Genomic DNA, 18,986 nt, shown 5'->3' on the forward strand with positions numbered 1-18,986 from the left:
CGACGATGACGTACACACCCCCACCCTCCTTCACCACGCGGCCCACCCTCCAGGGCACCTTCGGCATGAGTGCGTCCACGCACTGGCTGGCCACCGCCTCCGCGCAGGCCGTGCTCGAGCGCGGTGGCAACGCCTTCGACGCCGCCGTCGCCGGCGCGTTCGTGCTGCACGTCGTCGAACCCCACCTCAACGGACCGGGCGGCGACATGACGGGTGTCTTCGCCACGGCCGACGAGCCGGGCCGGCCCGTGGTGCTCATGGGACAGGGCCCGGCACCTGCCGGTGCCACGCGTGAGCACTACCTCGCCGAAGGCCTCGAACTCGTCCCCGGCGCCGGAGCCCTCGCCGCCGCCGTCCCGGCCGCCGTCGACGCCTGGCTGGTCCTGCTGCGCGACCACGGGACGTGGGAACTGGAGGACGTGCTCGCCTTCGCGATCGGCTACGCCGGCGACGGCCACCCGGTCGTCGGACGCGTGGGGGCCACCATCGCCGCCGTCGCGGATCTCTTCACCGAGCACTGGCCCACCTCGGCGGCCCTCTGGATGCCCGAGGGCCGCCCCCCGCGCGAGGGCGAGGTCATCCGCAACGAGGCCTACGCCCGTGTCCTCGGGTCGCTCGTCAGCGCGGCCTCGGACGGCGCCACCCGCACCGAGCGGATCGACGCAGCACGCCTCGAATGGCGCACCGGCCTGGTCGCGCAGGCCGCCGCCGAGTTCGTCCGGACGCCGCACCGGCACTCCTCCGGCCTCGACCACGCCGGCGTCCTCACGGTCGACGACTTCGCCGGCTTCGAAGCCGGCTACGAGGAGGCCACCACCCTCGAGTTCCGCGGCTACACGATCGCCAAGACCGGACCGTGGGGCCAGGGCCCGGCCCTGCTGCAGACCCTCGCCATCCTCGACGGGTTCGACGACGAGCGCCTCGACCCGTCCACCGCGATCGGCGCGCACACCATCCTCGAGGCGCAGAAGCTCGCCATCGCCGATCGCGAGGCGTACTACGGCGACGCCGACGTGCCCCTGGACCACCTCCTCTCGGCGGGATACGCCGCGGAGCGGCGGGCCCTCATCGGCGACGAGGCATCCCTCGAGTTCCGCCCCGGTACAGTGCCCGGCGTCGAGCCGTTCCTCCCGCCCCTGCGCACCGGCTACACCCCGCCGGCACTCGCCGACGGGAGCGGGTTCGCCGGGGTGGGCGAGCCGACCGTCTCGCGTGAGGGGGAGACGCGCGGCGACACCTGCCACATCGACGTCGTCGACTCGGCAGGCAACATGGTCTCCGCGACACCGAGCGGCGGCTGGCTGCAGTCCTCGCCCACCATCCCCGAACTCGGCTTCTGCCTCGGCTCACGGCTGCAGATGACCTGGCTCGAGGAGGGCGGCCCGTCCACGCTGCAGGCCGGGAAGCGGCCCCGCACCACGCTCACCCCGACGCTCGTCCTGAAGGACGGCCGGCCCGTGGTCGCCCTCGGGTCCCCCGGAGGCGACCAGCAGGACCAGTGGCAGCTGCTGTACCTCCTGCGCACGATCGTCGGCGGCTACTCGCCCCAGCAGGCCATCGACGCCCCGTCCCTCCACACGACATCCATCCCCGGCTCCTTCTGGCCGCGCACCTGGGAGCCGGGCGGTGCCGTCGTCGAGGACCGGCTCGGGGCGGACGTCATCGCCGACCTCGAACGGCGGGGCCACGTCATCACCCGGGCAGGGGACTGGTCGCTCGGCCGGCTCTCCTCCGTCACCAGGGACCACGAGACCGGCGTGCTGTCGGCCGCCGCCAATCCGCGAGGAGCACAGGGCTATGCTGCAGGACGCTGAGAACATCCTGGAAGTCACCGATCTCGAGGTCGCCTTCGGCGGAACACCCGTGCTGCACCGGGTCGGCTTCTCGATGCGGCGCGGCGAACGCGTCGCCATCGTCGGGCAGTCCGGGTCCGGCAAGTCGACCGCCATCGGGGCGATCCTGCGGCTGCTCCCGGGCAGCGGGCGGATCACGCACGGTTCCATCGTGCTGGGTGCCGGACGCACCCGGGGCGACGTCGTGGACCTCGCCACCGCCTCCGAACCCCTGATGCGGGGCATCCGCGGCCAGCGCGTGGGCCTCGTGCCGCAGGACCCCATGTCCAACCTCAATCCGGCCATGAAGATCGGTCCGCAGGTGGCCGACGCGATCGTCGCCAGCCGGCGCGACCTCGGGAAGCCGGACCGGGCCGACGTCAAGAAGCGGGCGATCGCCCTGCTCTCCGAGGCCGGGATCCCCGACGCCGGACGCCGCTACGGCCAGTACCCGCACGAATTCTCCGGGGGCATGCGCCAGCGCGTGCTCATCGCGATCGCCCTGGCGGGAGAGCCGGAGCTGCTGATCGCCGACGAGCCGACCTCGGCGCTCGACGTCACCGTGCAGCGGCAGATCCTCAACCACCTGCAGTCGCTCGTCGACGCGCGCGGGACCTCGCTGCTGTTCATCACGCACGACCTCGGGCTGGCGGCGGACCGCACGGACCGCATCATCGTGATGTCGGAGGGCCGCATCGTCGAAGTGGGGACGCCCCGCGAGATCCTGCTGGACCCCCGGGAGGAGTACACGAAACAGCTCGTCGCGGCGGCGCCCTCGGTGGCGGCGGTCCTCGACGCGGAACCCCTGGCCGAGCCGCCGGCACCGGCGGAGGTCCGCCCGCCGTCGATCCTCGTGGTCGACGGCCTCGTCAAGGAGTTCGCCCTCCGCGGGCAGCGCGGCGGCACCGTGCGGGCGGTCGGTGACGTGTCCTTCGAGGTGGCACGCGGGACGACGACGGCGGTGGTCGGGGAGTCCGGCTCGGGCAAGACGACGGTCGCGCGCATCATCCTCGGGCTCGAGACCGCATCATCGGGGGAGGCCCTGATCGACGGGGAGTCGCTCACCACCACGCGCGGGAGCCGGCGCCGGGCCCTGCGCCGGAAGGTGCAGCCCGTCTTCCAGGATCCCTACGGTTCCCTCGACCCGACCTACAGCATCGAGCGCCTGATCGACGAGCCGTTGCGTATCTTCGGCGTGGGCGACCGCTCGAGCCGGCAGGAGAGGGTCGCCGAACTCCTCGACCAGGTGGCCCTGCCGCGCAGCGTCGCCCAGCGCCGGCCGAACGAGCTCTCCGGCGGGCAGCGACAGCGCGTCGCCATCGCGAGGGCCCTCGCCCTCGAACCGGAGCTGCTCATCTGCGACGAGGCCGTCTCCGCACTGGACGTCCTCGTCCAGGACCAGATCCTGACGCTGCTGGCAGACCTGCAGGAGCGGCTCGGGCTCACCTACCTGTTCATCACGCACGATCTCTCGGTGGTGCGCCAGATCGCCCACCAGGTGGTGGTCATGCGGTCGGGCGAGGTCGTGGAGAGCGGCCCGGTGGACGACGTGTTCAACCGCCCGCGGGCGGACTACACGAAGGAGCTCCTCGGAGCCATCCCCGGTGCGGCCTTTGCGGCCTGACCAGGACGCGGCGGCGCCGCAGCGCGTCCTCGACGCCATCCGCCGGGACATCATCTTCGGTGCGCTGCGCCCCGGCACGCGCGTGACGGAGGCGGCGCTCGCCGGGAGGTACGGTGTGTCACGCGTGCCGGTGCGGGAGGCGCTGCGGGCCCTCGAGGCGGAGGGTTTCGTCGAGTCGAGGCCCTACGCCGGGTCCACTGTCGCCGAGATACCGCTCGATGACGCCGAGGACCTCTTCGCGGTGCGCGGCGTCATCGAGTCGACGATCGCCCGCCGGGCGGCGCGCCGTGCTGCGGCGCAGTTCGCGGCGGACGCGCCGAGCGCCGCGTGGTGGTCGGCGCGGCGCGCCCTGACCGACATCCTCGACGACGGCGACCGCGCCGTGGCGGCCGACGCCCTCGTGGACCTGCCCGAGCTGAACATCCGGTTCCACCTCGGCGTCGCGGAGCTCAGCGGGAGCTCCTCGCTGGCCGCGCTCCTGCGGCAGATATCGGGGAAGATCGAGTGGCTCTACGCGGCCGACGTCGACAACCGTGGCAAGCAGTCCTGGGGCGAGCACCGCCTCGTGATGGCGGCGATCGACGCGGGGAACGAGGCCGAGGCGGAGCGGCTCATGGCCGCCCACGTGGGATCCTCCCAACGGGGCTACCTGGAGCGCTTCTCGGCGCCCTCCTCGGGAGCCGGGGCCGGGGCCGCTGGGAGTGCGGGACCCGGGACTACAGGAACGGGCGCAGCGGAGCGAGGATGAGTTCGCTGGCGCGGGCCACGACATGGCGGCCCTCCCACTCCTCCTTCGTGAGCACGCGGCTGTTGGAGGAGTCCACCTCGAAGATCTGCTCCATCGTGGCGGCGAGTGCGCGGTCGAAGATCTCCAGGTTGATCTCGTAGTTCCCGGTGAGGCTGAGGCGGTCGATGTTGGCCGTGCCCACGGTGCTCCACTCGCCGTCGATCGTCGCGGTCTTCGCATGGATCATGGAGTTCTGGTACAGCAGGATCTGCACGCCGGCCCCGATCAGCGACGAGTAGAACCCGCGGGACAGCCAGTCGGACACCACGTGGTTGGATTCCTCGGGCAGGATCACGCGCACATCCACACCGCGGCGGCTCGCCCGCAGGAGGGCGTCGAGGATCTGGCGGTCCGGGATGAAATAGGCCGTCGTGATGAAGATGTGCTTCTCTGCACGGTTGATCGCGTCCAGGTAGATCCCGCGGATGGGGAACACCAGGTACGCCGGGATGTTGTTGACCGCCCGGATGCGGGGCTCCCAGAAGGAGGCGCTGAGATCCGGCAGGAGGGGCCTGCGCGGGATGGCGCGGAGGTTCCAGAAGCTGACGAAGGCCTCCCGGAGCTCCCAGACGGACGGACCGCGGATCTCCAGGTGCGTGTCGCGCCACTTCGTCGCATAGTCCGCGCCGATGTTGTAGCCGCCCACGAAGCCGACCTCGTCGTCGACCACGAGGACCTTGCGGTGGTCGAAGCCGGTTCCGCGGATGTTCGTGAAGACGATGGACGGGCGGAGGACGGGGAAGCGGTAGGCGTTCACGAGGGGGTGGAACGAGTAGAAGAACGGATTCACCACGAGGTTCGCGAAGCCGTCGTAGATGACGAAGACCTTCACACCGCGCTCCGCTGCCCGGTTCACGGCATCGCGGAACCGCGCCCCGACGGCGTCGCCCTTCCAGATGTACGTCTCGAGGAGGACCTGGTGCTCGGCCTTGTCGATCGCCGCGATCATGGCGTCGTAGAGGTCCTCGCCGTAGGTGTAGACCGTCGTGTCCGTGTCGGCGATCGTCGTCCGGAAGGTGCCCGGCTGCGGGAAGCCCGGACGCCTGGTACGCCGGCGTTTCTGGTAGGCGTCCACCCCGACGAGCCCGGCGATGACCACGGCCTGTGCCGAGAACAGGGTGACGGCCGCGCGTTTCGCCGTGGTGCGTGCGAATCCGAATATCGTCTTCTGCTTCAGCCAGCCCATGCGCCCAGCGTATCCTCTCGCCGTTGCACCGATGCGCCCGACGACGGCACGCGCCTAGTGACCGCCGACCTCCAGCGCCTGGGCCACCGCCGACTCCACGCCGGCACGCCACGGGAAGCCGTGCCCCGGCAGGACGGTGCGGGCCGCCGTGGCGCGCAGTGCGTCGAGCGAACGCAGTGCCGTGGCGGTGTCCGCCGTCGCCGCTCGCGCCACGACCTGCGGACCCGGGTGTCCCGTGTACGGGTCGAGGGTCACGAGGGCGTCCCCGCTGATCACGGCGTCGCGGTCCGGGAAGTGCAGGCCGCAGTGGCCCCTGGTGTGGCCCGGGGTCGGGACCACGAGGGGGGCGCCGGGCAGCGCCGCCGCCGCCTCGGGGGTGAGCGGGAGGGTGTCGCGGATGCCCTTGACGGCCACGGCCCCCGCGACGGTCATCCGCAGCAGGCCCGGAACGGCCCGCGGATACCTCAGGGGGTAGAGGAACGGCGAGCTCTCGTGCTCGTAGCTGTAGGGGTGTGCGGCGATGTGCGCGTCGTCCGGGTGACAGTACACGGGGATCCCGTACCGGGACCGCAGGTGCTCGGCCGTGCCCACGTGGTCGAAGTGCCCGTGCGTCAGGACGACGGCGCGGATGTCCCCGACCGCCCTGCCGATGCGGCCCAGGGCCTCCAGCAGCACGGTCTTCGACCGGGGGAGCCCGGTGTCCACGAGCAGGATGCCGTCGTCGTCCTCCACCAGGTACACATTCGTCCTGGCGTGCTCGACGTAGTGGATGCCGGGCGCGATGTCCGTCCTGATCATGGTGGCTCCCTCTCTCCTCGCCTGACTCCGACCCTAGGCACCGCGGGGCAGGGCGACAAGCATGCGCGGAAGGGTTCTGCGGGCTTCCCATCCGAGGTGCGCGTCGCTACGTTGATGAACAGACCGACGACGGTGCGCACGGCGGCCGGTGGCGGTAGCCGGGAAGGTACGGGAATGAGCACGGGCATGAGCGAGGAGGAGCAGCAGCGCCGCACGTGCGCCGCGTTCCGGTCCACGAGCCTGAGCACCTACGACCTCTGGCTCCGGTACTTCAGCCTCGGCGGCAACGTCGGGGAGGAGGAGATCGACGCCTACCTGTACAGCTCGTTGCTGCTCCCCCCGTTCGAGCGGGACATGCTGGCACTCGCCGTCAACGAGTACATCGCGGACCTGCCGCCGGCCCCGCGGGCCACGTTCAGCGGGACGGACCGGTCCTGACCTCGGTGACCTGACCTCGGTGACCTGACGTCGGTGACCTGACGCCGGTGACCTGACGTCGGTGACCTGACCTCGGTGACCTGACGTCGGTGACCTACAGGAGCGTCTGCTGTTCCCCGTCGGCCGTGACATCACCGGGGAGGGGGTCGATGAGGTCCGGCCCGTTGTTCCGCACGGAGCCGACCCGGTCGCCCACCAGGCGCGGGACGAGGTGCGGGTCCGGGATGGCGTCGAGCAGTTCCTGGACGGCCGGGCGCGAGTCGTTCCGCGGATCGAGCCAGTCCCCGCGCAGCTCCGGCGGGACGATCACGGGCGTGCGGTCATGGATCTCGCCGAGGGCGTCGCTCGCCGGACGCGTGATGATCGAGCAGCTCACCACCCACGAACCCGCGGGATGCTCCGCCGACGCGGTCGAGGGGTCGCGCCAGAACTCGTACAGCCCGGCGAACCCCAGGTGCGAGCCGTCGGCGCCGTGCAGGTAGACGGGGGTCTTCGACCCGTCGTCGTTCTTCCTCCACTCGTAGTACCCGTCGGCGGGGACGAGTCCGCGGCGCTTGAGCGCAGCGGCACGGAAGGACGGCTTCTCCAGGACGGTCTCGCTGCGCGCGTTGATCATGCGTGCACCGACCGCCGCCGACCGCGACCAGGAGGGGATGAGCCCCCAGCGCGCCGGCTCGAGCCGCCGCGTCAGTTCCCCGGTCTCCGGATCCAGCCGCTCGACGACGAGCTGCACGGTGTCCGTCGGCGCGACGTTCCACGAGGGTTCGACCTCGTCCACGAGCGCCTCGTCGACGTCGAAGGCGTCGATGAGGGCGGCCCTGTTGCCCGCGATCACGAAGCGCCCGCACATGCCGTTCCTCCCGTGTCCTGTGGGTCCTCCCGGAGCGAGCCCCAGGAGGGACCCGGCTGTGCCGATGCGCCCGGACCCTCCTGGCGCATCGGACGCCGCAGCCGGTTTACTTCTTCCTGCGGTCCAGGATGAGGGACAGGGCGATGCCCACCATCCAGACGTCCTTCGCGACGGCTGTGCCGTCCTGCGTGGGACGGATGCCGTCCTCCTGGGTGAGTTCGGGGGTCCGGAGGTACATCGTCATCATGCCCGACGAGAAGGCGAGCAGGCCCAGACCGGCCACCCTGCTCGGGACGAACGGCGCGAGCAGCACAGAGCCGAGGGTGATCTCCGCCGCCGCGAGGTACCTGCCGAACTTCTCCGCCTCGAGCCGGCTCAGCTGGGGGAAGGCCTTGGCGGCCATGGACTGGAGGTAACCCGCGGAGCCCTCGTCCAGGCCGGTCTTCCCGAGGCCCGAATTGAGGATGAAGGCGCCCGTGGCGAGACGGAGGGGGATGTGGCTGGGGCGGAGTCCCATGGTGATGCCTTTCGCTGCTGGAAGAATGCTTCGCTTGTGAAGCCTACGGCGCGTGCTGCCGCCCCGCCAGTACTCCCGCATTCCCTCCGGGCACCCGGGCGGCCGCCCGGCGCGGGAGGGTGCCTGCGGGATCGCCGCTGGTGCCCGCGCGCAGGAGTTTCCCCGATGTTCTCCGACGTGCCGCAGTGAGTTCATCGGGTGGGCCGGCACCTCTGCTGGAATGGTCGGACACGACGATCAGCTATCGGAGTAGGTTCCATGGTCCCCAGGACAGCAGAACACCCCCGGCCGCAGCACTTCCTCCTCCACCTCAGCGACACGCACCTCGTCGCCGGCGACGGTCCGCTGTACGGCGCGGTGGACAGCGAGCAGCGGCTGCGGGAGGTCTTCGACGACCTCGAGGCGTCAGGCGCGCGCCCGCAGGCCATCGTGTTCACGGGCGATCTCGCCGACAAGGGGGAGCCCGGCGCGTACTCGAAGCTCAGGGCCCTGGTGGATCCTGCGGCGGCCCGCCTCGGAGCCCGGGTCATCTGGGCGATGGGAAACCACGACGACCGGGCCGCCTTCCGGGCGGGCCTCCTCGACGAACGCTCGTCCGTCCGCGCGGACGCTCCGGTGGATGCGGTGCACTTCGTCGACGGACTGCGCATCATCACGATGGACTCGACCGTTCCCGGCCACCACCACGGCGAGTTCACCGCCGAGCAGCTCCGGTGGCTCGCGGGTGAGCTGGAGGTGCCCGCACCGCACGGGACCATCCTCGCCCTGCACCACCCTCCCGTTCCCAGCGTCCAGGACCTGGCCGTCCTGGTGGAACTGCGGGACCAGCGCTCCCTCGCCGGTGTCGTCCGCGGCTCGGACGTGCGGACCATCCTCGCCGGGCACCTGCACTACTCCACGACCGCGATGTTCGCCGGCGTCCCCGTCTCGGTGGCGAGTGCCACCTGCTACACGCAGGACCTGCTGTTCGACGGCGGCGGCACCCGCGGACGGGACGGCGCGCAGTCCTACAATCTCGTGCACGTGTACGAGGAGACGATCGTCCACTCCGTGGTCCCGGCGGGCCGCCACACCCCGGTGGGCGAGGTGGTCCCCCGGGAGGAGGCCCGCCGCAGGCTGGACGCGCACGGGGTGACGATCACCGACGGGCGCCGGGTGCGCGAACTCGCCTCCGCCTGAGGCGCGGGCCGGTCAGGCGTCCAACGCGTCGGGCAGGCCGACGCTGAACAGCGTCCTCGGATCCTGGAGCAGCGCGGGTGGGTCGAAGTCCGAGCGCTCCAGCCAGCCATGGAGGCTGGCCGGGCGGAGGAGTCCGTCCTCGTGCATGAGGACGCGGCCGACGCGACCGGTGCGGAAGTGCCGGCCGTCCGGATCGGCGATGGCCACGGCGTCGCCGTCCTCCAGTGCCTCTTCGAACGTGTGCAGCTGCCGCTCCCATTTCGGGGCTGCGCGCCCGCTGGGCGGGACCGGGGGCATGAGCAGCGTGGCATCGCCCTCCGGCGGATGCGACGCCGCACGCCACACCCACAGCCGGCGCCCCTCCGGCTCGGCCGGGACGAGCTCGTGCTCCGGCTCCGGCCAGACGTACGGCAGGTCCTCGGGGATGCCGGGGAACCTGCTCCGGTAGATCTCCGGAGCCTTCTGGATCAGGTTCGACTGGTGGCTGACGTGGAGGGCCGGCTCCCCGAGCCATGGCGGCATGGCCACGTCGGGGTCCTCGAGGACCCCGGGCGCGAACTCGAGGATCTGCCGGTGCGTCGTGTCGGCATGCCCGCGGGAGACCCACTCCGCGACCATGGCCAGCCCGTACACGGTCAGGGCCGGGACGTAGCCCATCCACATGCGGATCGCGGGGTGCTGGCGCCAGCCGTAATCAGGGATCACGAGTGCGCGCAGTGCCTGCAGGGTCTCCACCCGTTGCTTGCCGAGCCTCGCCTGGTCCAGCACCGCGGCGCTCGCGGCGAAGTCGGGGTACGGCAGGAAGGTCTGCATGCCGCCAGTCTCGCATGCGTCCCCGACGCCGGGACGGACGCCTCAGATCTCCCAGGGAGCCTTGACCGGGAAGTACTTCTCGAGGAAGTCCCGGACCAGGTGGGCCCGCTCCTCGGCGGGGACCTCGGGGAAGCTCCCGTCATTGAGGCAGAAGAAGTCCTGGTTGCGCTTGTCGAGCAGCTTGATGAGGCTGCTCAGCCCGGAGCGCATCGTGGTGTCGACGTACTTGACCTTCGCCATCTCCTGGGTCACGGCACGGCCGGTCAGCAGGGCGTAGTAGTGGTACAGGGAGTTGGTGACGGAGATGTTGTCCTTGGCGCGGAAACGCGACGCCGCCGTGGCGGCGAACTCGGCCGCGAACTCGTCCTCCATCTCGAGCAGCACGCTCTTCCGCAGGGGCGCTGCCGTGTGCTCGAGGTGCCGGGTCGTGATCCTGCCGAAGCGCTCGTGCAGCAGGCGCCGGTTGACGCGCGCCGCGTTCTCGAATCCGCTCCGGTCGGCGTCGTTCTCGCCGAGTCCGATGCGCGTGTCGGCCTCGATGAACTTCGTGATCCCGCCGGGCGAGAAGAACATGTCGGGAGCGACGGGACGTCCGAAGAACATGTCGTCGTTCGAGTACAGGAAGTACTCCGACAGTCCGGGGATGTGCTGCAGCTGTGCCTCGACGGCCTGGGAGTTGTGGGTCGGCAGCACGGACGGATCGCTGAAGTGCTCCTCGGAGCGGACGAGCGTCACCGACGGGTGGTCGGCGAGCCAGGCGGGCCGGTCCGAATCGGTGGCGATGAAGATGCGCCGCACCCATGGCGCGAACATGTAGACGGAGCGCAGCGCGTACTTGAGCTCGTCGATCTGGCGGAAGCGCGCCTCGTGGTCGTCGCCCTCGCCGACCACCACGCCCTGCATGCGGGCGGCGCGGGCCGCCTGGTACTCGGGGCTGCTGCCGTCCACCCAGGAGAAGACGAGGTCGACGTCGAAGTCGATGTCCGTCGCGTGGTCCGCGAACATGTTGTCGATCGTCGGCCAGGAGAGGCCGTGCCGTACCACCTCGCCACGCACCACCTCGGCGGCGGGCAGTGTGCGGCGGGTCAGGGAGTTCTCCACGGGCAGCTCGATCGTGGTCTCGCCCAGGGCCCAGAGCTCGATCTGCACCCCGGCGGACGGCCCGTAGGCGAGACCGCCGAGGGGCTCGATGCGCGGGCGGAACAGGCGGAAGATCCGGGCCCTGCCGCTCTTCGAGAGCTCGCCGTCACCGACGAGCAGGGTGGTGCGCCGCTTCGTGTCGACGGTGCGGGAGTAGAAGGGCTCGTCGCGGCACGCCTCGACGAGCGCTGCGCGGAGCTTCTCGCGGTCGTTCAGGTCGACGGCGATCACGGGCCGCTGGTCGTTGCCGCGCACCAGCAGGAACCCGATGCCGGCGTCGTCGAGGGCCGCGCGGATGAACAGCAGGTCCTCGACCATCGCCTGGTGCGGCGTGCGGTCGGAGTTGATCAGCGTGAAGCGCCGTTTGACCGTGGTGATGTCGGAGCGGCCGTCGAACCGGGCTACCGCCGCGCGAGACGCCGACTCGAGGATCTCGGCTTCATTCTCCGGCTCGGGTGCGCCGAAATAAATGTCGTGTTGGGCAGCGGTGTCTGTAATCGGAACCTCCGGGGGTGGGTGTGTCGAATCCCATGATAGGGCCTGTGGGGGTGCCGCGATTGCGACGAGGCACGATACCGCTTCGGGTGGGTGCCGTCCAGCCTTCCGGCCGGCGGGTTCAGTGTTGCACGGGAACCCTGCGGTGCTCGGCGACGTCCGCGCGTTTCCGCTGCACGGCGATGGCCTTCCCGTAGTAGGTGGTGAGCTGCTCGCAGAGGACGGGCCACGTGCGCCCCTGCACCGAGGCGTGGGCGGCCCGGCCGAACGCGCGGCGCTTGGCGTCGTCGCCCACCAGGTCGGCCACCGCGGCGCGGAGGCCCTGCAGGTCCCCGGGTCCGTAGATCCATCCGGTGCGCGAGGGGTCCACCAGGTCCAGGGGGCCGCCCCGGCCCACCGCGACCACCGGCACCCCGGAGGCCATGGCCTCCTGGATGGTCTGGCAGAAGGTCTCGGACTCTCCCGGGTGGACGAAGAGGTCGAAGGTCGCCACCCTGCGCGCGAGGTCGAGGCCGGCCTGGAACCCGGCGAAGTGCGCGCGGGGCAGGCGTGTCCGCAGCTCCTCCTGCTGCGGACCCGATCCGATGATCACGAGGCGGGTCCCCGGCAGCGCGTCGAGCACCGCGAGGTCCTCCACCTGCTTCTCCGCGGCGAGCCGGCCCACGTAGCCGATGATGCGCTCGTGCGGCCCGGCGACGGTGGCCCGCCAGGCGGCGTCGTACCGGTCGGGTGAGAACCGTTCGGTGTCGACGCCGCGCCGCCACAGGTTCAGCCGCTGCACCCCGCGGGACCGCAGCTGATCCAGCGCGGCGGAGGACGGGACGAGCGTCAGCGTCGAGGCATCATGGATGTTCTGCACGCGCTGCCACAGCAGCGGTTCCAGCCACGGGAAGCCGTAGCGCGCCGCGTATGCGGGCACCTCGGTCTGGTAGACGGAGACGGTGGGCAGGCCGAGCTGCGCACTGGCCTGCACGGCACGCCAACCGAGGACGAAGGGGGAGGCGACATGCACGACGTCGGGCCGGAAATCCGCGAGGAGGCGGCGCACCCGGGCCACGGTGCCGGCGGCGAGCCGCACGGTCGCGTACCCGGAGAGGGGTACGGAGGGCAGCGCGTGGACGGGGTAGCCCTCCACCCACGCCGGTGCCTCGTCGTCGGACCGGGACGACGACGGCGCGATCACCAGGACCTCGTCTCCCCGGCTGCGCAGGTGGGCGAGCACCTGGAGCAGCGACTGGGTGACCCCGTTCATCTGGGGCAGGAACGATTCTGCGACAACGGCGATCCTCACCGGCCCAGCGTCGCCCGCGCAGGCGGAGGGGCGGCCACGGAAGGATGGAGGCCGGGTGAACGCCGGGCGAAATCGCCGTCCCGGCGGTCACTCGGGGCCGGGGCGACCCTGGTGGGCGCCGTGGGTGAGCTGCCGGGTCAGGGTGTCGATCTGCAGGCTGACGCTCTTGAGCTGGTCCTGGACCTGGGTGTCGGACTCGGCGGTCCGGCCCTCCGCGGCCTGCGCGGCGGCGACGTTCTCCACCAGCCATGAGGCGAACGCCGCGGTGACGGCACTGAGGACCCCGATCCCGCCGATCATCAGGCCTGCCGCGATCAGGCGCCCGGGTCCGGTGACGGGGTAGTAGTCGCCGTAGCCCACGGAGGTGACGGTGGTCAGCGCCCACCAGAGCGCATCGGGGAGGGTCACGATGGTCGCCCCGGGGGCGTCCTGTTCGACGTCGAGTACCGCGAGTGCGCCCGCGTACCCGAGCACCGTCATGGCGGAGACGACGTAGAGCACGATATGGCCGCGCAGCGCGTCACCGCCGGAGCGGTTGAGGACGCGCAGGAGGGGGATCAGCCGCAGCAGCCGGAGGGGCCGCAGCATGGGCAGCAGCAGGATGACGAGTTCGTGCAGGTGACGGAGGAACCAGCGGCCGCGCGCGGGTGCCAGGGCGAGATTCACGAGGTAGTCGAGGAGGAAGAGCCCCCAGACACCCCAGACGACACCCTCGAGGAATCGCGCGGCGGCAGGCCCGGGATCTCCCGTGACCTGGATCGAGTAGGCCGCGAGGTAGAGGACGGCGGCGATGATGAGGGGCACCTCGGAGCGGCGGCGCCACTGGTCCTGTTTCATCGGGTCGTGTTCATCGGGTCGTCCTCATCGTTCGGGCTCCTCGCCGGTGGACGGCGCCCACGTCGCCGTAGCTCCAAAGCCTACGGACTGCCGGGCCGTCGCGCAGTGCCGGCCCGACCGGTCAGTACGCGCGGTAGAGCTCGCCGACCGGGGCCTCGTCGAGCAGCCGGTTGCCCGGCCCGGGCAGGGGGCAGGCCCACTCCTCGTCGTAGGCGCAGGAGGGGTTGTAGGCGAAGTTGAGGTCGACGACCAGGCTGCCGGGTGCGCGCCCCTCACCGAGGTGCGCGCCCTTGATCGTGTCCAGGACGTAGCGTCCGCCCCCGTACGTGCCGCCGGGCCTGCCCGCGGTGGCGTCCCGCACGGGGAGGAAGAGCCCGCCGCCGTAGGATCCGAGCTTCCAGAGGGCCAGTCCACCGAGGCCCGGCAGCAGGAGGGTGCCGAGGCGGTGGAACGGCACGACGCCGTCCGTGCCGGTGGCGACCTCCATCAGTTCGCCCGCGCCGTCGTCGTCGAGGATCGCCTCGAAGCGGAAGGCGGGATCGTAGGGCGCGACGGCCAGGCCGCGGAAGGAGGACCTGGCCTGCTCCGGCAGGGCCGACGCCGGGTGGACCCGGAACAGCTCGTCGCGACCCGTCCGCCACAGGGCGTGCGCCGCTTCGGGGGACTCCGCGACGGCGCGCTCGCGGACATCGGCGTACAGGCCGAACACGCGCCGGCGCCAGTCGGCCGTGGCCAGTGCGGTGGTGGCTGCTGTCATACGGACAGGCTACCGTCGGGCGGTGCTCCACGGCAGGCGGACCGGGTGAGCAGGTGGTTGCCCCGGCGTACTGTAGCTGGGGTGACCCTCGGCATCTTCTCCATCGTGCTCGCCTCCGTCCTCGTGGGGGCCATCGCGCAGCGCATCGCCGGACTCGGGTTCGCCCTGCTGATCGCACCCTTCCTCGTGATCATCCTCGGCCCGCACGCCGGTGTGCTCCTCGTCAACATCTGCGGTGTCGTGTCCTCGACGATCATCGTGGGCCGCGTGTGGAAGGACATCGACTGGAGCATGTTCCGCTGGCTGGTGGTGCCGTCCCTGTTCGGGTCGGTGCCAGGTTCCTTCCTCGCGGTGGCCGTGCCGTCGGCGCCCCTGTCCGTCACCGTCGGCGCCGTCGTCCTCGTGGCACTGACCATCTCCCTCGTGCTCCAGCGCTCCGACGTCGTCGTCCGCGGCAACGTGCCGAAAGTGGTCGCGGGCTTCACGGCGGGCCTCACCAATTCCATGGCCGGCGTGGGCGGCCCGGCGGTGAGCGCGTACGCCGTCCTCTCCCGCTGGCCGCAACGCCCGTTCGCCGCGACCCTCCAGCCCTTCTTCGTCTGCATCGGCACCGTGACGCTGGTCGCGAAGCTGATCCTCGACCCGTCCCAGGCTCCGGTGCTCGCGCCGTGGATGTGGATCGCGATCGGGCTGGCCATCGTCGCCGGCATCTTCGCCGGCGAGAAACTGGGACGCTTCGTCCGCGACCACCAGGCCCGGCTGTTCGTCCTCGTCATCGCGTTCGTCGGCGCGGGGCTGGCCGTCGTCAAGGGGCTCGTCGACCTCCTCGGGTGACAGGCGCCACCGGGCGGGCAGCGGTAGGCGCCCGCGTCGCTCGGCCCCGGCGGAGGCTCCCGGTGGCACCATGGAGGGGATGAAACTCCCCACCAAACCCCGTTCCCTTCCCATGCCCCTGTGGCTGCAGGGGGTGTTCGAGCTCGGCCAGGCGGCCCTGATCTCGGCGCTGCTCGTGGTCCTCCCCGTGGCCGCCGTCTGGCTGACGGGCGGATTCGCGGACCGCACGGCCGAGTCGGCGGCGCGGCTGGCCGGCCAGGGATGGCTCGTGATGCACGGGGTCCCGCTCGTCCTGCAGTTCCCGGCAGGCGTGGCCGGAGCCGAGGCGTCCGCAGGGCTGTTGCACGTGATCCCCTTCGGCCTCATCCTGGTGCCGTTGCTGCTCGCGTGGCGGGCAGGGCGGCGGCTCGCCCGCGCCTCCTACACGGATCAGCTCTGGCAGGCCCTGCTCGGGGCTTTGGTCACCTATGCCGCCATCGGCGCGGCCGTCGCCTACGTGTCCACGAGCGCCGACGCCTCCGCTCCGCTGGCCGCGGGAGCCCTGATACCGCCCGTCTCCGCCGGGATGGGCCTGATCACCGGTGCCTACCGTGAGGCCGGCGCCTGGAGCCGCCTGGTCGGTGTCGACTTCGCGGCGTGGGTGGGCCGTACGAGCCAGCACTCGCGCTGGGCGGGGTCCTACGCGTGGTCCGTCCTCCGCTCGGGGTTCCTCGCCGTGCTGGTCGCGGCGGGCCTGTCCGCAGTACTGCTCGCGGTGGCGATCGGCCTGAACTGGGCGGGGATCGCGGCGATCTACGAGCGGATCGACGGCGGGATCGCCGGTGCGTCGGTGGTGACCCTGCTCCAGCTCGGGCTCCTGCCCAACTTCGCGGCGTGGACGATGGCCTGGTCCACGGGGGCGGGATTCGCGCTCGGCACGGGCAGCTCCATCACCCCGCTCGCCAGTACCGTGGGTCCGCTGCCCGCCCTGCCCGTCCTCGGCGCGCTGCCGGCCGGCATCCTCGAGTACGGCTACGCCGCGCTGGCCATCCCGGTCGTCGCGGGACTCCTCGCCGGCTGGTGGTTCTTCCGCGAGGGCGAGAACCACTTCGACGAGTGGCTCGTCCTGCACAGCAAGCAGCGCTGGCTGACCGCGACGGCGTCCACCCTGGCCCTCGCGGGGCTCATCGGCATCGCGGCCGGGCTGGGCGGTGCCGCCGTCGCCGCCCTCTCGCGTGCCTCCCTCGGCCTCGGCCGTCTCACCGAGCTGGGGCCGGATCCGCTGACCGTCGGCCTGTGGTTCGCGATCGAGGTGGCCGTCGGCGCCCTCCTCGGGCACGCCGTCGGGCCCCTGCTCGAGCGGGAACCGCGGCGGCGCTGACGCGCCGGTGCCGGCCTGCGCTGTCGGGATGCCGCTCCGCCCGACGCTTCTTCGGCCCGGGTGCCACCAGTCCGGGCGCTACCGGCCCGGCGCGAAGCCCTCGAGCTTCCTGAGGCCTTCCTCGCAGTCCGCCTGCGCCTGCAACGTGAGGGCACGGGACATGCAGTCCTCGTAGTTCTGCGTGACGGGCCACAGGAGGACCGAGGCCGTGGTCCCCGCCGTCAGGAACAGCGCGGCGGCTAGGCCGAGGGCCGTCGCGACGACCACGAACCGGGACAGTTTCGCGCTGATCGCCTTGACGAGCGCGACGACGCCGGCCCCGAGCGCGAACAGCGCCAGGACGAGCCCGAGGACCTTCCAGGGCAGGACCAGGCTGCTCGCGACCGCCCCGCCGAGCAGGGCCAGCAGGAACAGGCGCAGCCACAGCCCGGCCGACGCGGCGCGCGCGGCAGCGGCGTCGTCCGGACCTCCCCGCCCGCTCCCGACGCTCCGCGATCCGCTCGGTCTGGTGCCCTGCTCCGTCATCGTTCCTCCCTCGGCATGGTTCAACCCTAGGTGAGACGAGACCCTAAGGTTGAGCCATGCGCATCGTAGTACTCGTCTCCGGCAGCGGATCGAACCTCCAGGCCGTGATCGACGCCGTCGCCGACGGCAGCCTTCCCGTGACCATCGCCGCCGTGGGGGCGGACCGGCCCGGGACGGGCGGCGTGCAGCGGGCGCGCGACGCCGGCATCGCCACGTTCGAGGTGGACTTCCGGCAGTACGGGGACAGGGCGGCATGGAACCGGGACCTCACCGCGGCGGTCGCCTCCCACGCTCCGGACTACGTGGTTTCCTCGGGCTTCATGCGGATCGTCGACCAGCACTTCCTGGATGCGTTCCCCGACCGCTACCTGAACACCCATCCCGCCCTCCTGCCCAGCTTCCCGGGCGCCCACGGTGTCCGTGATGCCCTCGCCTACGGGGTCAAGGTGACGGGCTGCACCGTCATGATCGCGGACGCCGGGGTGGACACCGGCCCCATCCTCGCGCAGGCCCCGGTCGCCGTGCTGCCCGACGACACGGAGGACTCCCTGCACGGTCGCATCAAGGTCGAGGAGCGCCGGCTCCTGATCGAGACGCTCGCGGGGCTCGCGGCCGACTCCGCCGCAGCGGGAGCCTGAGATGCCCGTCGTCGCCAATGCCGTGTACGTCGGCGGGGAGACCCGCATCGATCCCGAGAACCTCGACAAGACGTTCGAGATCATGCGGGACAGCGGCGGTATGGGCTGGATCGGCCTGTACCGTCCCGAGCGCGAGGAGATCCACGCGGTCGAGGCCGAGTTCGGGCTGCACCCCCTCGCCGTCGAGGACGCCACCAACGGACACCAGCGGGCGAAGCTCGAACGCTACGGCGACACCCTCTTCCTCGTGCTGCGCCCCGCGCGCTACCTGGACGCCGAGGAGAAGGTGGAGTTCGGGGAGCTGCACCTCTTCGTCGGCCATGACTTCGTGGTGACCATCCGGCACGCCGAGTCGCCGGACCTCGGCATCGTGCGGCGGAGGCTCGAGGCCGATCCGACGCTGCTCGCCGCCGGGCCCCAGGCCGTCCTGTACGCGCTGCTCGACCAGGTGGTCGACGAGTACGAGCCCGTGGTGCGGGGCCTCGAGAACGACATCGACGAGATCGAGGACGAGCTGTTCGGGGGAGCGCCGGATGTCTCGCGCCGGATCTACGAGCTGCATCGCGAGGTGATCGAGTTCCAGCGCGCCACGCAGCCCCTGGAGGCCATGATGGACGCCCTGCTGCGCGGGTCCGAGAAGTACCAGGTGGATTCCGAGCTCGGACGCAACCTGCGCGACGTCCAGGACCATGTGATCCGCGTCGTCGAGCGCGTGAACACGTTCCGCGCCCTGCTGCAGAACGCCCTCACGGTCCATTCGACGCTCGTGGCGCAGCGCCAGAACGAGGAGATGACGCGGCTGACGGAGACGTCGCTGAGCCAGGGGGAGGAGGTCAAGCGCATCTCGTCGTGGGCGGCCATCCTCTTCGCGCCGACCCTCATCGCCTCCGTCTACGGGATGAACTTCGACGTCATGCCGGAACTGCACTGGGCCCTGGGCTATCCGTTCGCCCTCCTGCTGATGGTGGCGATGGGCATCGGGCTGTGGTGGACGTTCAAGCGCAACGACTGGCTGTGACCCGGCCCGACGCCCAGATGCACGCGGGAAGGACCACTCGTCAGGCCTGCATGACCAGTCCATGACG

General features: G+C 71.3%; 19 protein-coding genes. 9 read left to right on the forward strand and 10 right to left on the reverse strand.

Going from position 1 to position 18,986, the window contains the following annotated elements; genetic code table 11:
• Positions 1–5: 5 nt before the first annotated feature.
• The 3 genes from ACX80U_RS04390 to ACX80U_RS04400 are packed head-to-tail and all read left to right on the forward strand — an operon-like array spanning position 6 to position 4,204.
• Positions 6–1,814 (forward strand): gamma-glutamyltransferase family protein, encoded by a 1,809-nt coding sequence (locus ACX80U_RS04390; protein WP_459267553.1) that lies wholly within the window; start codon positions 6–8, stop codon positions 1,812–1,814.
• Positions 1,798–3,456, forward strand: a complete 1,659-nt coding sequence (locus ACX80U_RS04395) for a dipeptide ABC transporter ATP-binding protein (protein ID WP_133082700.1) — start codon at positions 1,798–1,800, stop codon at positions 3,454–3,456. The genes ACX80U_RS04390 and ACX80U_RS04395 overlap by 17 nt, the downstream gene beginning before the upstream one ends.
• Positions 3,446–4,204: a GntR family transcriptional regulator gene (locus ACX80U_RS04400; protein WP_459267554.1), complete on the forward strand. Its 759-nt coding sequence runs from the start codon at positions 3,446–3,448 to the stop codon at positions 4,202–4,204. The genes ACX80U_RS04395 and ACX80U_RS04400 overlap by 11 nt, the downstream gene beginning before the upstream one ends.
• Here ACX80U_RS04400 and ACX80U_RS04405 read toward each other — a convergent pair.
• Together ACX80U_RS04405 and ACX80U_RS04410 are read right to left on the reverse strand one after the other, a co-directional pair.
• The gene (locus ACX80U_RS04405) at positions 4,173–5,429 is read right to left on the reverse strand and encodes a phospholipase D-like domain-containing protein (protein WP_133082702.1); all 1,257 of its coding nucleotides are present in this window, start codon (positions 5,427–5,429) and stop codon (positions 4,173–4,175) included. The two genes, ACX80U_RS04400 and ACX80U_RS04405, sit on opposite strands and share 32 nt — an antisense overlap.
• 54 nt (positions 5,430–5,483) lie before the next feature.
• Entirely contained in the window at positions 5,484–6,227 is a 744-nt protein-coding gene (locus ACX80U_RS04410) for an MBL fold metallo-hydrolase (protein ID WP_133082703.1), read from the reverse strand.
• A gap of 174 nt (positions 6,228–6,401) precedes the next feature.
• On the opposite strand from ACX80U_RS04410, the gene ACX80U_RS04415 reads away from it, so the two are divergent.
• A complete protein-coding gene (locus ACX80U_RS04415) occupies positions 6,402–6,665 on the forward strand; it encodes a hypothetical protein (protein WP_459267555.1) in 264 nt (87 codons plus the stop codon).
• A gap of 94 nt (positions 6,666–6,759) precedes the next feature.
• Here the strand turns inward: ACX80U_RS04415 and ACX80U_RS04420 are convergent, their stop codons facing one another.
• Both ACX80U_RS04420 and ACX80U_RS04425 read right to left on the reverse strand, forming a co-directional pair.
• Positions 6,760–7,515, reverse strand: coding sequence for an SOS response-associated peptidase (locus ACX80U_RS04420; RefSeq protein WP_459267556.1), 756 nt, complete (start codon positions 7,513–7,515; stop codon positions 6,760–6,762).
• 106 nt (positions 7,516–7,621) lie between these two features.
• The gene (locus tag ACX80U_RS04425) at positions 7,622–8,032 is read right to left on the reverse strand and encodes a hypothetical protein (RefSeq protein ID WP_133082706.1); all 411 of its coding nucleotides are present in this window, start codon (positions 8,030–8,032) and stop codon (positions 7,622–7,624) included.
• A 258-nt stretch (positions 8,033–8,290) separates the two neighbouring features.
• Between ACX80U_RS04425 and ACX80U_RS04430 the strand changes: the two genes are divergently transcribed.
• Positions 8,291–9,211 carry a phosphodiesterase gene (locus ACX80U_RS04430; protein WP_459267557.1) on the forward strand — a complete coding sequence of 307 codons (921 nt, stop codon included), beginning with the start codon at positions 8,291–8,293 and terminating at the stop codon, positions 9,209–9,211.
• Positions 9,212–9,223: 12 nt separating this feature from the next.
• Here ACX80U_RS04430 and ACX80U_RS04435 read toward each other — a convergent pair whose 3' ends face one another.
• The 5 genes from ACX80U_RS04435 to ACX80U_RS04455 all read right to left on the reverse strand — a co-directional run bounded on the left by ACX80U_RS04435 (position 9,224) and on the right by ACX80U_RS04455 (position 14,544).
• Positions 9,224–10,024, reverse strand: coding sequence for an MSMEG_6728 family protein (locus tag ACX80U_RS04435; protein ID WP_133082708.1), 801 nt, complete (start codon positions 10,022–10,024; stop codon positions 9,224–9,226).
• A 42-nt stretch (positions 10,025–10,066) separates the two neighbouring features.
• Positions 10,067–11,596: a stealth family protein gene (locus ACX80U_RS04440; RefSeq protein ID WP_459267635.1), complete on the reverse strand. Its 1,530-nt coding sequence runs from the start codon at positions 11,594–11,596 to the stop codon at positions 10,067–10,069.
• A 184-nt stretch (positions 11,597–11,780) separates the two neighbouring features.
• Entirely contained in the window at positions 11,781–12,950 is a 1,170-nt protein-coding gene (locus tag ACX80U_RS04445) for a glycosyltransferase family 4 protein (protein WP_459267558.1), read from the reverse strand.
• A gap of 87 nt (positions 12,951–13,037) precedes the next feature.
• Entirely contained in the window at positions 13,038–13,787 is a 750-nt protein-coding gene (locus ACX80U_RS04450; RefSeq protein ID WP_459267559.1) for a potassium channel family protein, read from the reverse strand.
• 121 nt (positions 13,788–13,908) lie between these two features.
• Complete coding sequence (locus ACX80U_RS04455; protein ID WP_208740427.1) at positions 13,909–14,544, reverse strand: DUF1684 domain-containing protein; 636 nt, start codon at positions 14,542–14,544, stop codon at positions 13,909–13,911.
• A gap of 81 nt (positions 14,545–14,625) precedes the next feature.
• Between ACX80U_RS04455 and ACX80U_RS04460 the strand changes: the two genes are divergently transcribed.
• Both ACX80U_RS04460 and ACX80U_RS04465 read left to right on the forward strand, forming a co-directional pair.
• On the forward strand, positions 14,626–15,378 hold the full coding sequence (locus ACX80U_RS04460; RefSeq protein WP_459267560.1) for a TSUP family transporter: 753 nt from the start codon (positions 14,626–14,628) through the stop codon (positions 15,376–15,378).
• 79 nt (positions 15,379–15,457) lie between these two features.
• Positions 15,458–16,738: a cell division protein PerM gene (locus tag ACX80U_RS04465; RefSeq protein ID WP_459267561.1), complete on the forward strand. Its 1,281-nt coding sequence runs from the start codon at positions 15,458–15,460 to the stop codon at positions 16,736–16,738.
• A gap of 78 nt (positions 16,739–16,816) precedes the next feature.
• Here ACX80U_RS04465 and ACX80U_RS04470 read toward each other — a convergent pair whose 3' ends face one another.
• Positions 16,817–17,263, reverse strand: a complete 447-nt coding sequence (locus tag ACX80U_RS04470) for a hypothetical protein (protein WP_208740429.1) — start codon at positions 17,261–17,263, stop codon at positions 16,817–16,819.
• 56 nt (positions 17,264–17,319) lie between these two features.
• Here ACX80U_RS04470 and purN point away from each other — a divergent pair, with 56 nt between their 5' ends.
• Positions 17,320–17,901: a phosphoribosylglycinamide formyltransferase gene (purN, locus tag ACX80U_RS04475; RefSeq protein WP_133082716.1), complete on the forward strand. Its 582-nt coding sequence runs from the start codon at positions 17,320–17,322 to the stop codon at positions 17,899–17,901.
• Position 17,902: 1 nt separating this feature from the next.
• A complete protein-coding gene (gene corA / locus ACX80U_RS04480; RefSeq protein ID WP_133082717.1) occupies positions 17,903–18,919 on the forward strand; it encodes a magnesium/cobalt transporter CorA in 1,017 nt (338 codons plus the stop codon).
• The last annotated feature ends 67 nt before the right edge of the window (positions 18,920–18,986 follow it).

Source organism: Arthrobacter sp. TmT3-37, assembly GCF_054510835.1.

Excerpts from the sequence above, each read along its gene's own strand:
- ACX80U_RS04415 (WP_459267555.1), top strand. The coding sequence starts at position 6,402 with ATGAGCACGGGCATGAGCGAGGAGGAGCAGCAGCGCCGCACGTGCGCC.
- ACX80U_RS04465 (WP_459267561.1), top strand. The coding sequence starts at position 15,458 with ATGAAACTCCCCACCAAACCCCGTTCCCTTCCCATGCCCCTGTGGCTG.
- ACX80U_RS04430 (WP_459267557.1), top strand. The coding sequence starts at position 8,291 with ATGGTCCCCAGGACAGCAGAACACCCCCGGCCGCAGCACTTCCTCCTC.
- ACX80U_RS04390 (WP_459267553.1), top strand. The coding sequence starts at position 6 with ATGACGTACACACCCCCACCCTCCTTCACCACGCGGCCCACCCTCCAG.
- ACX80U_RS04435 (WP_133082708.1), bottom strand. The coding sequence starts at position 10,024 with ATGCAGACCTTCCTGCCGTACCCCGACTTCGCCGCGAGCGCCGCGGTG.
- ACX80U_RS04425 (WP_133082706.1), bottom strand. The coding sequence starts at position 8,032 with ATGGGACTCCGCCCCAGCCACATCCCCCTCCGTCTCGCCACGGGCGCC.
- purN (WP_133082716.1), top strand. The coding sequence starts at position 17,320 with ATGCGCATCGTAGTACTCGTCTCCGGCAGCGGATCGAACCTCCAGGCC.
- ACX80U_RS04395 (WP_133082700.1), top strand. The coding sequence starts at position 1,798 with ATGCTGCAGGACGCTGAGAACATCCTGGAAGTCACCGATCTCGAGGTC.
- ACX80U_RS04420 (WP_459267556.1), bottom strand. The coding sequence starts at position 7,515 with ATGTGCGGGCGCTTCGTGATCGCGGGCAACAGGGCCGCCCTCATCGAC.
- ACX80U_RS04410 (WP_133082703.1), bottom strand. The coding sequence starts at position 6,227 with ATGATCAGGACGGACATCGCGCCCGGCATCCACTACGTCGAGCACGCC.
- ACX80U_RS04450 (WP_459267559.1), bottom strand. The coding sequence starts at position 13,787 with ATGAAACAGGACCAGTGGCGCCGCCGCTCCGAGGTGCCCCTCATCATC.
- corA (WP_133082717.1), top strand. The coding sequence starts at position 17,903 with ATGCCCGTCGTCGCCAATGCCGTGTACGTCGGCGGGGAGACCCGCATC.
- ACX80U_RS04455 (WP_208740427.1), bottom strand. The coding sequence starts at position 14,544 with ATGACAGCAGCCACCACCGCACTGGCCACGGCCGACTGGCGCCGGCGC.
- ACX80U_RS04405 (WP_133082702.1), bottom strand. The coding sequence starts at position 5,429 with ATGGGCTGGCTGAAGCAGAAGACGATATTCGGATTCGCACGCACCACG.
- ACX80U_RS04470 (WP_208740429.1), bottom strand. The coding sequence starts at position 17,263 with ATGACGGAGCAGGGCACCAGACCGAGCGGATCGCGGAGCGTCGGGAGC.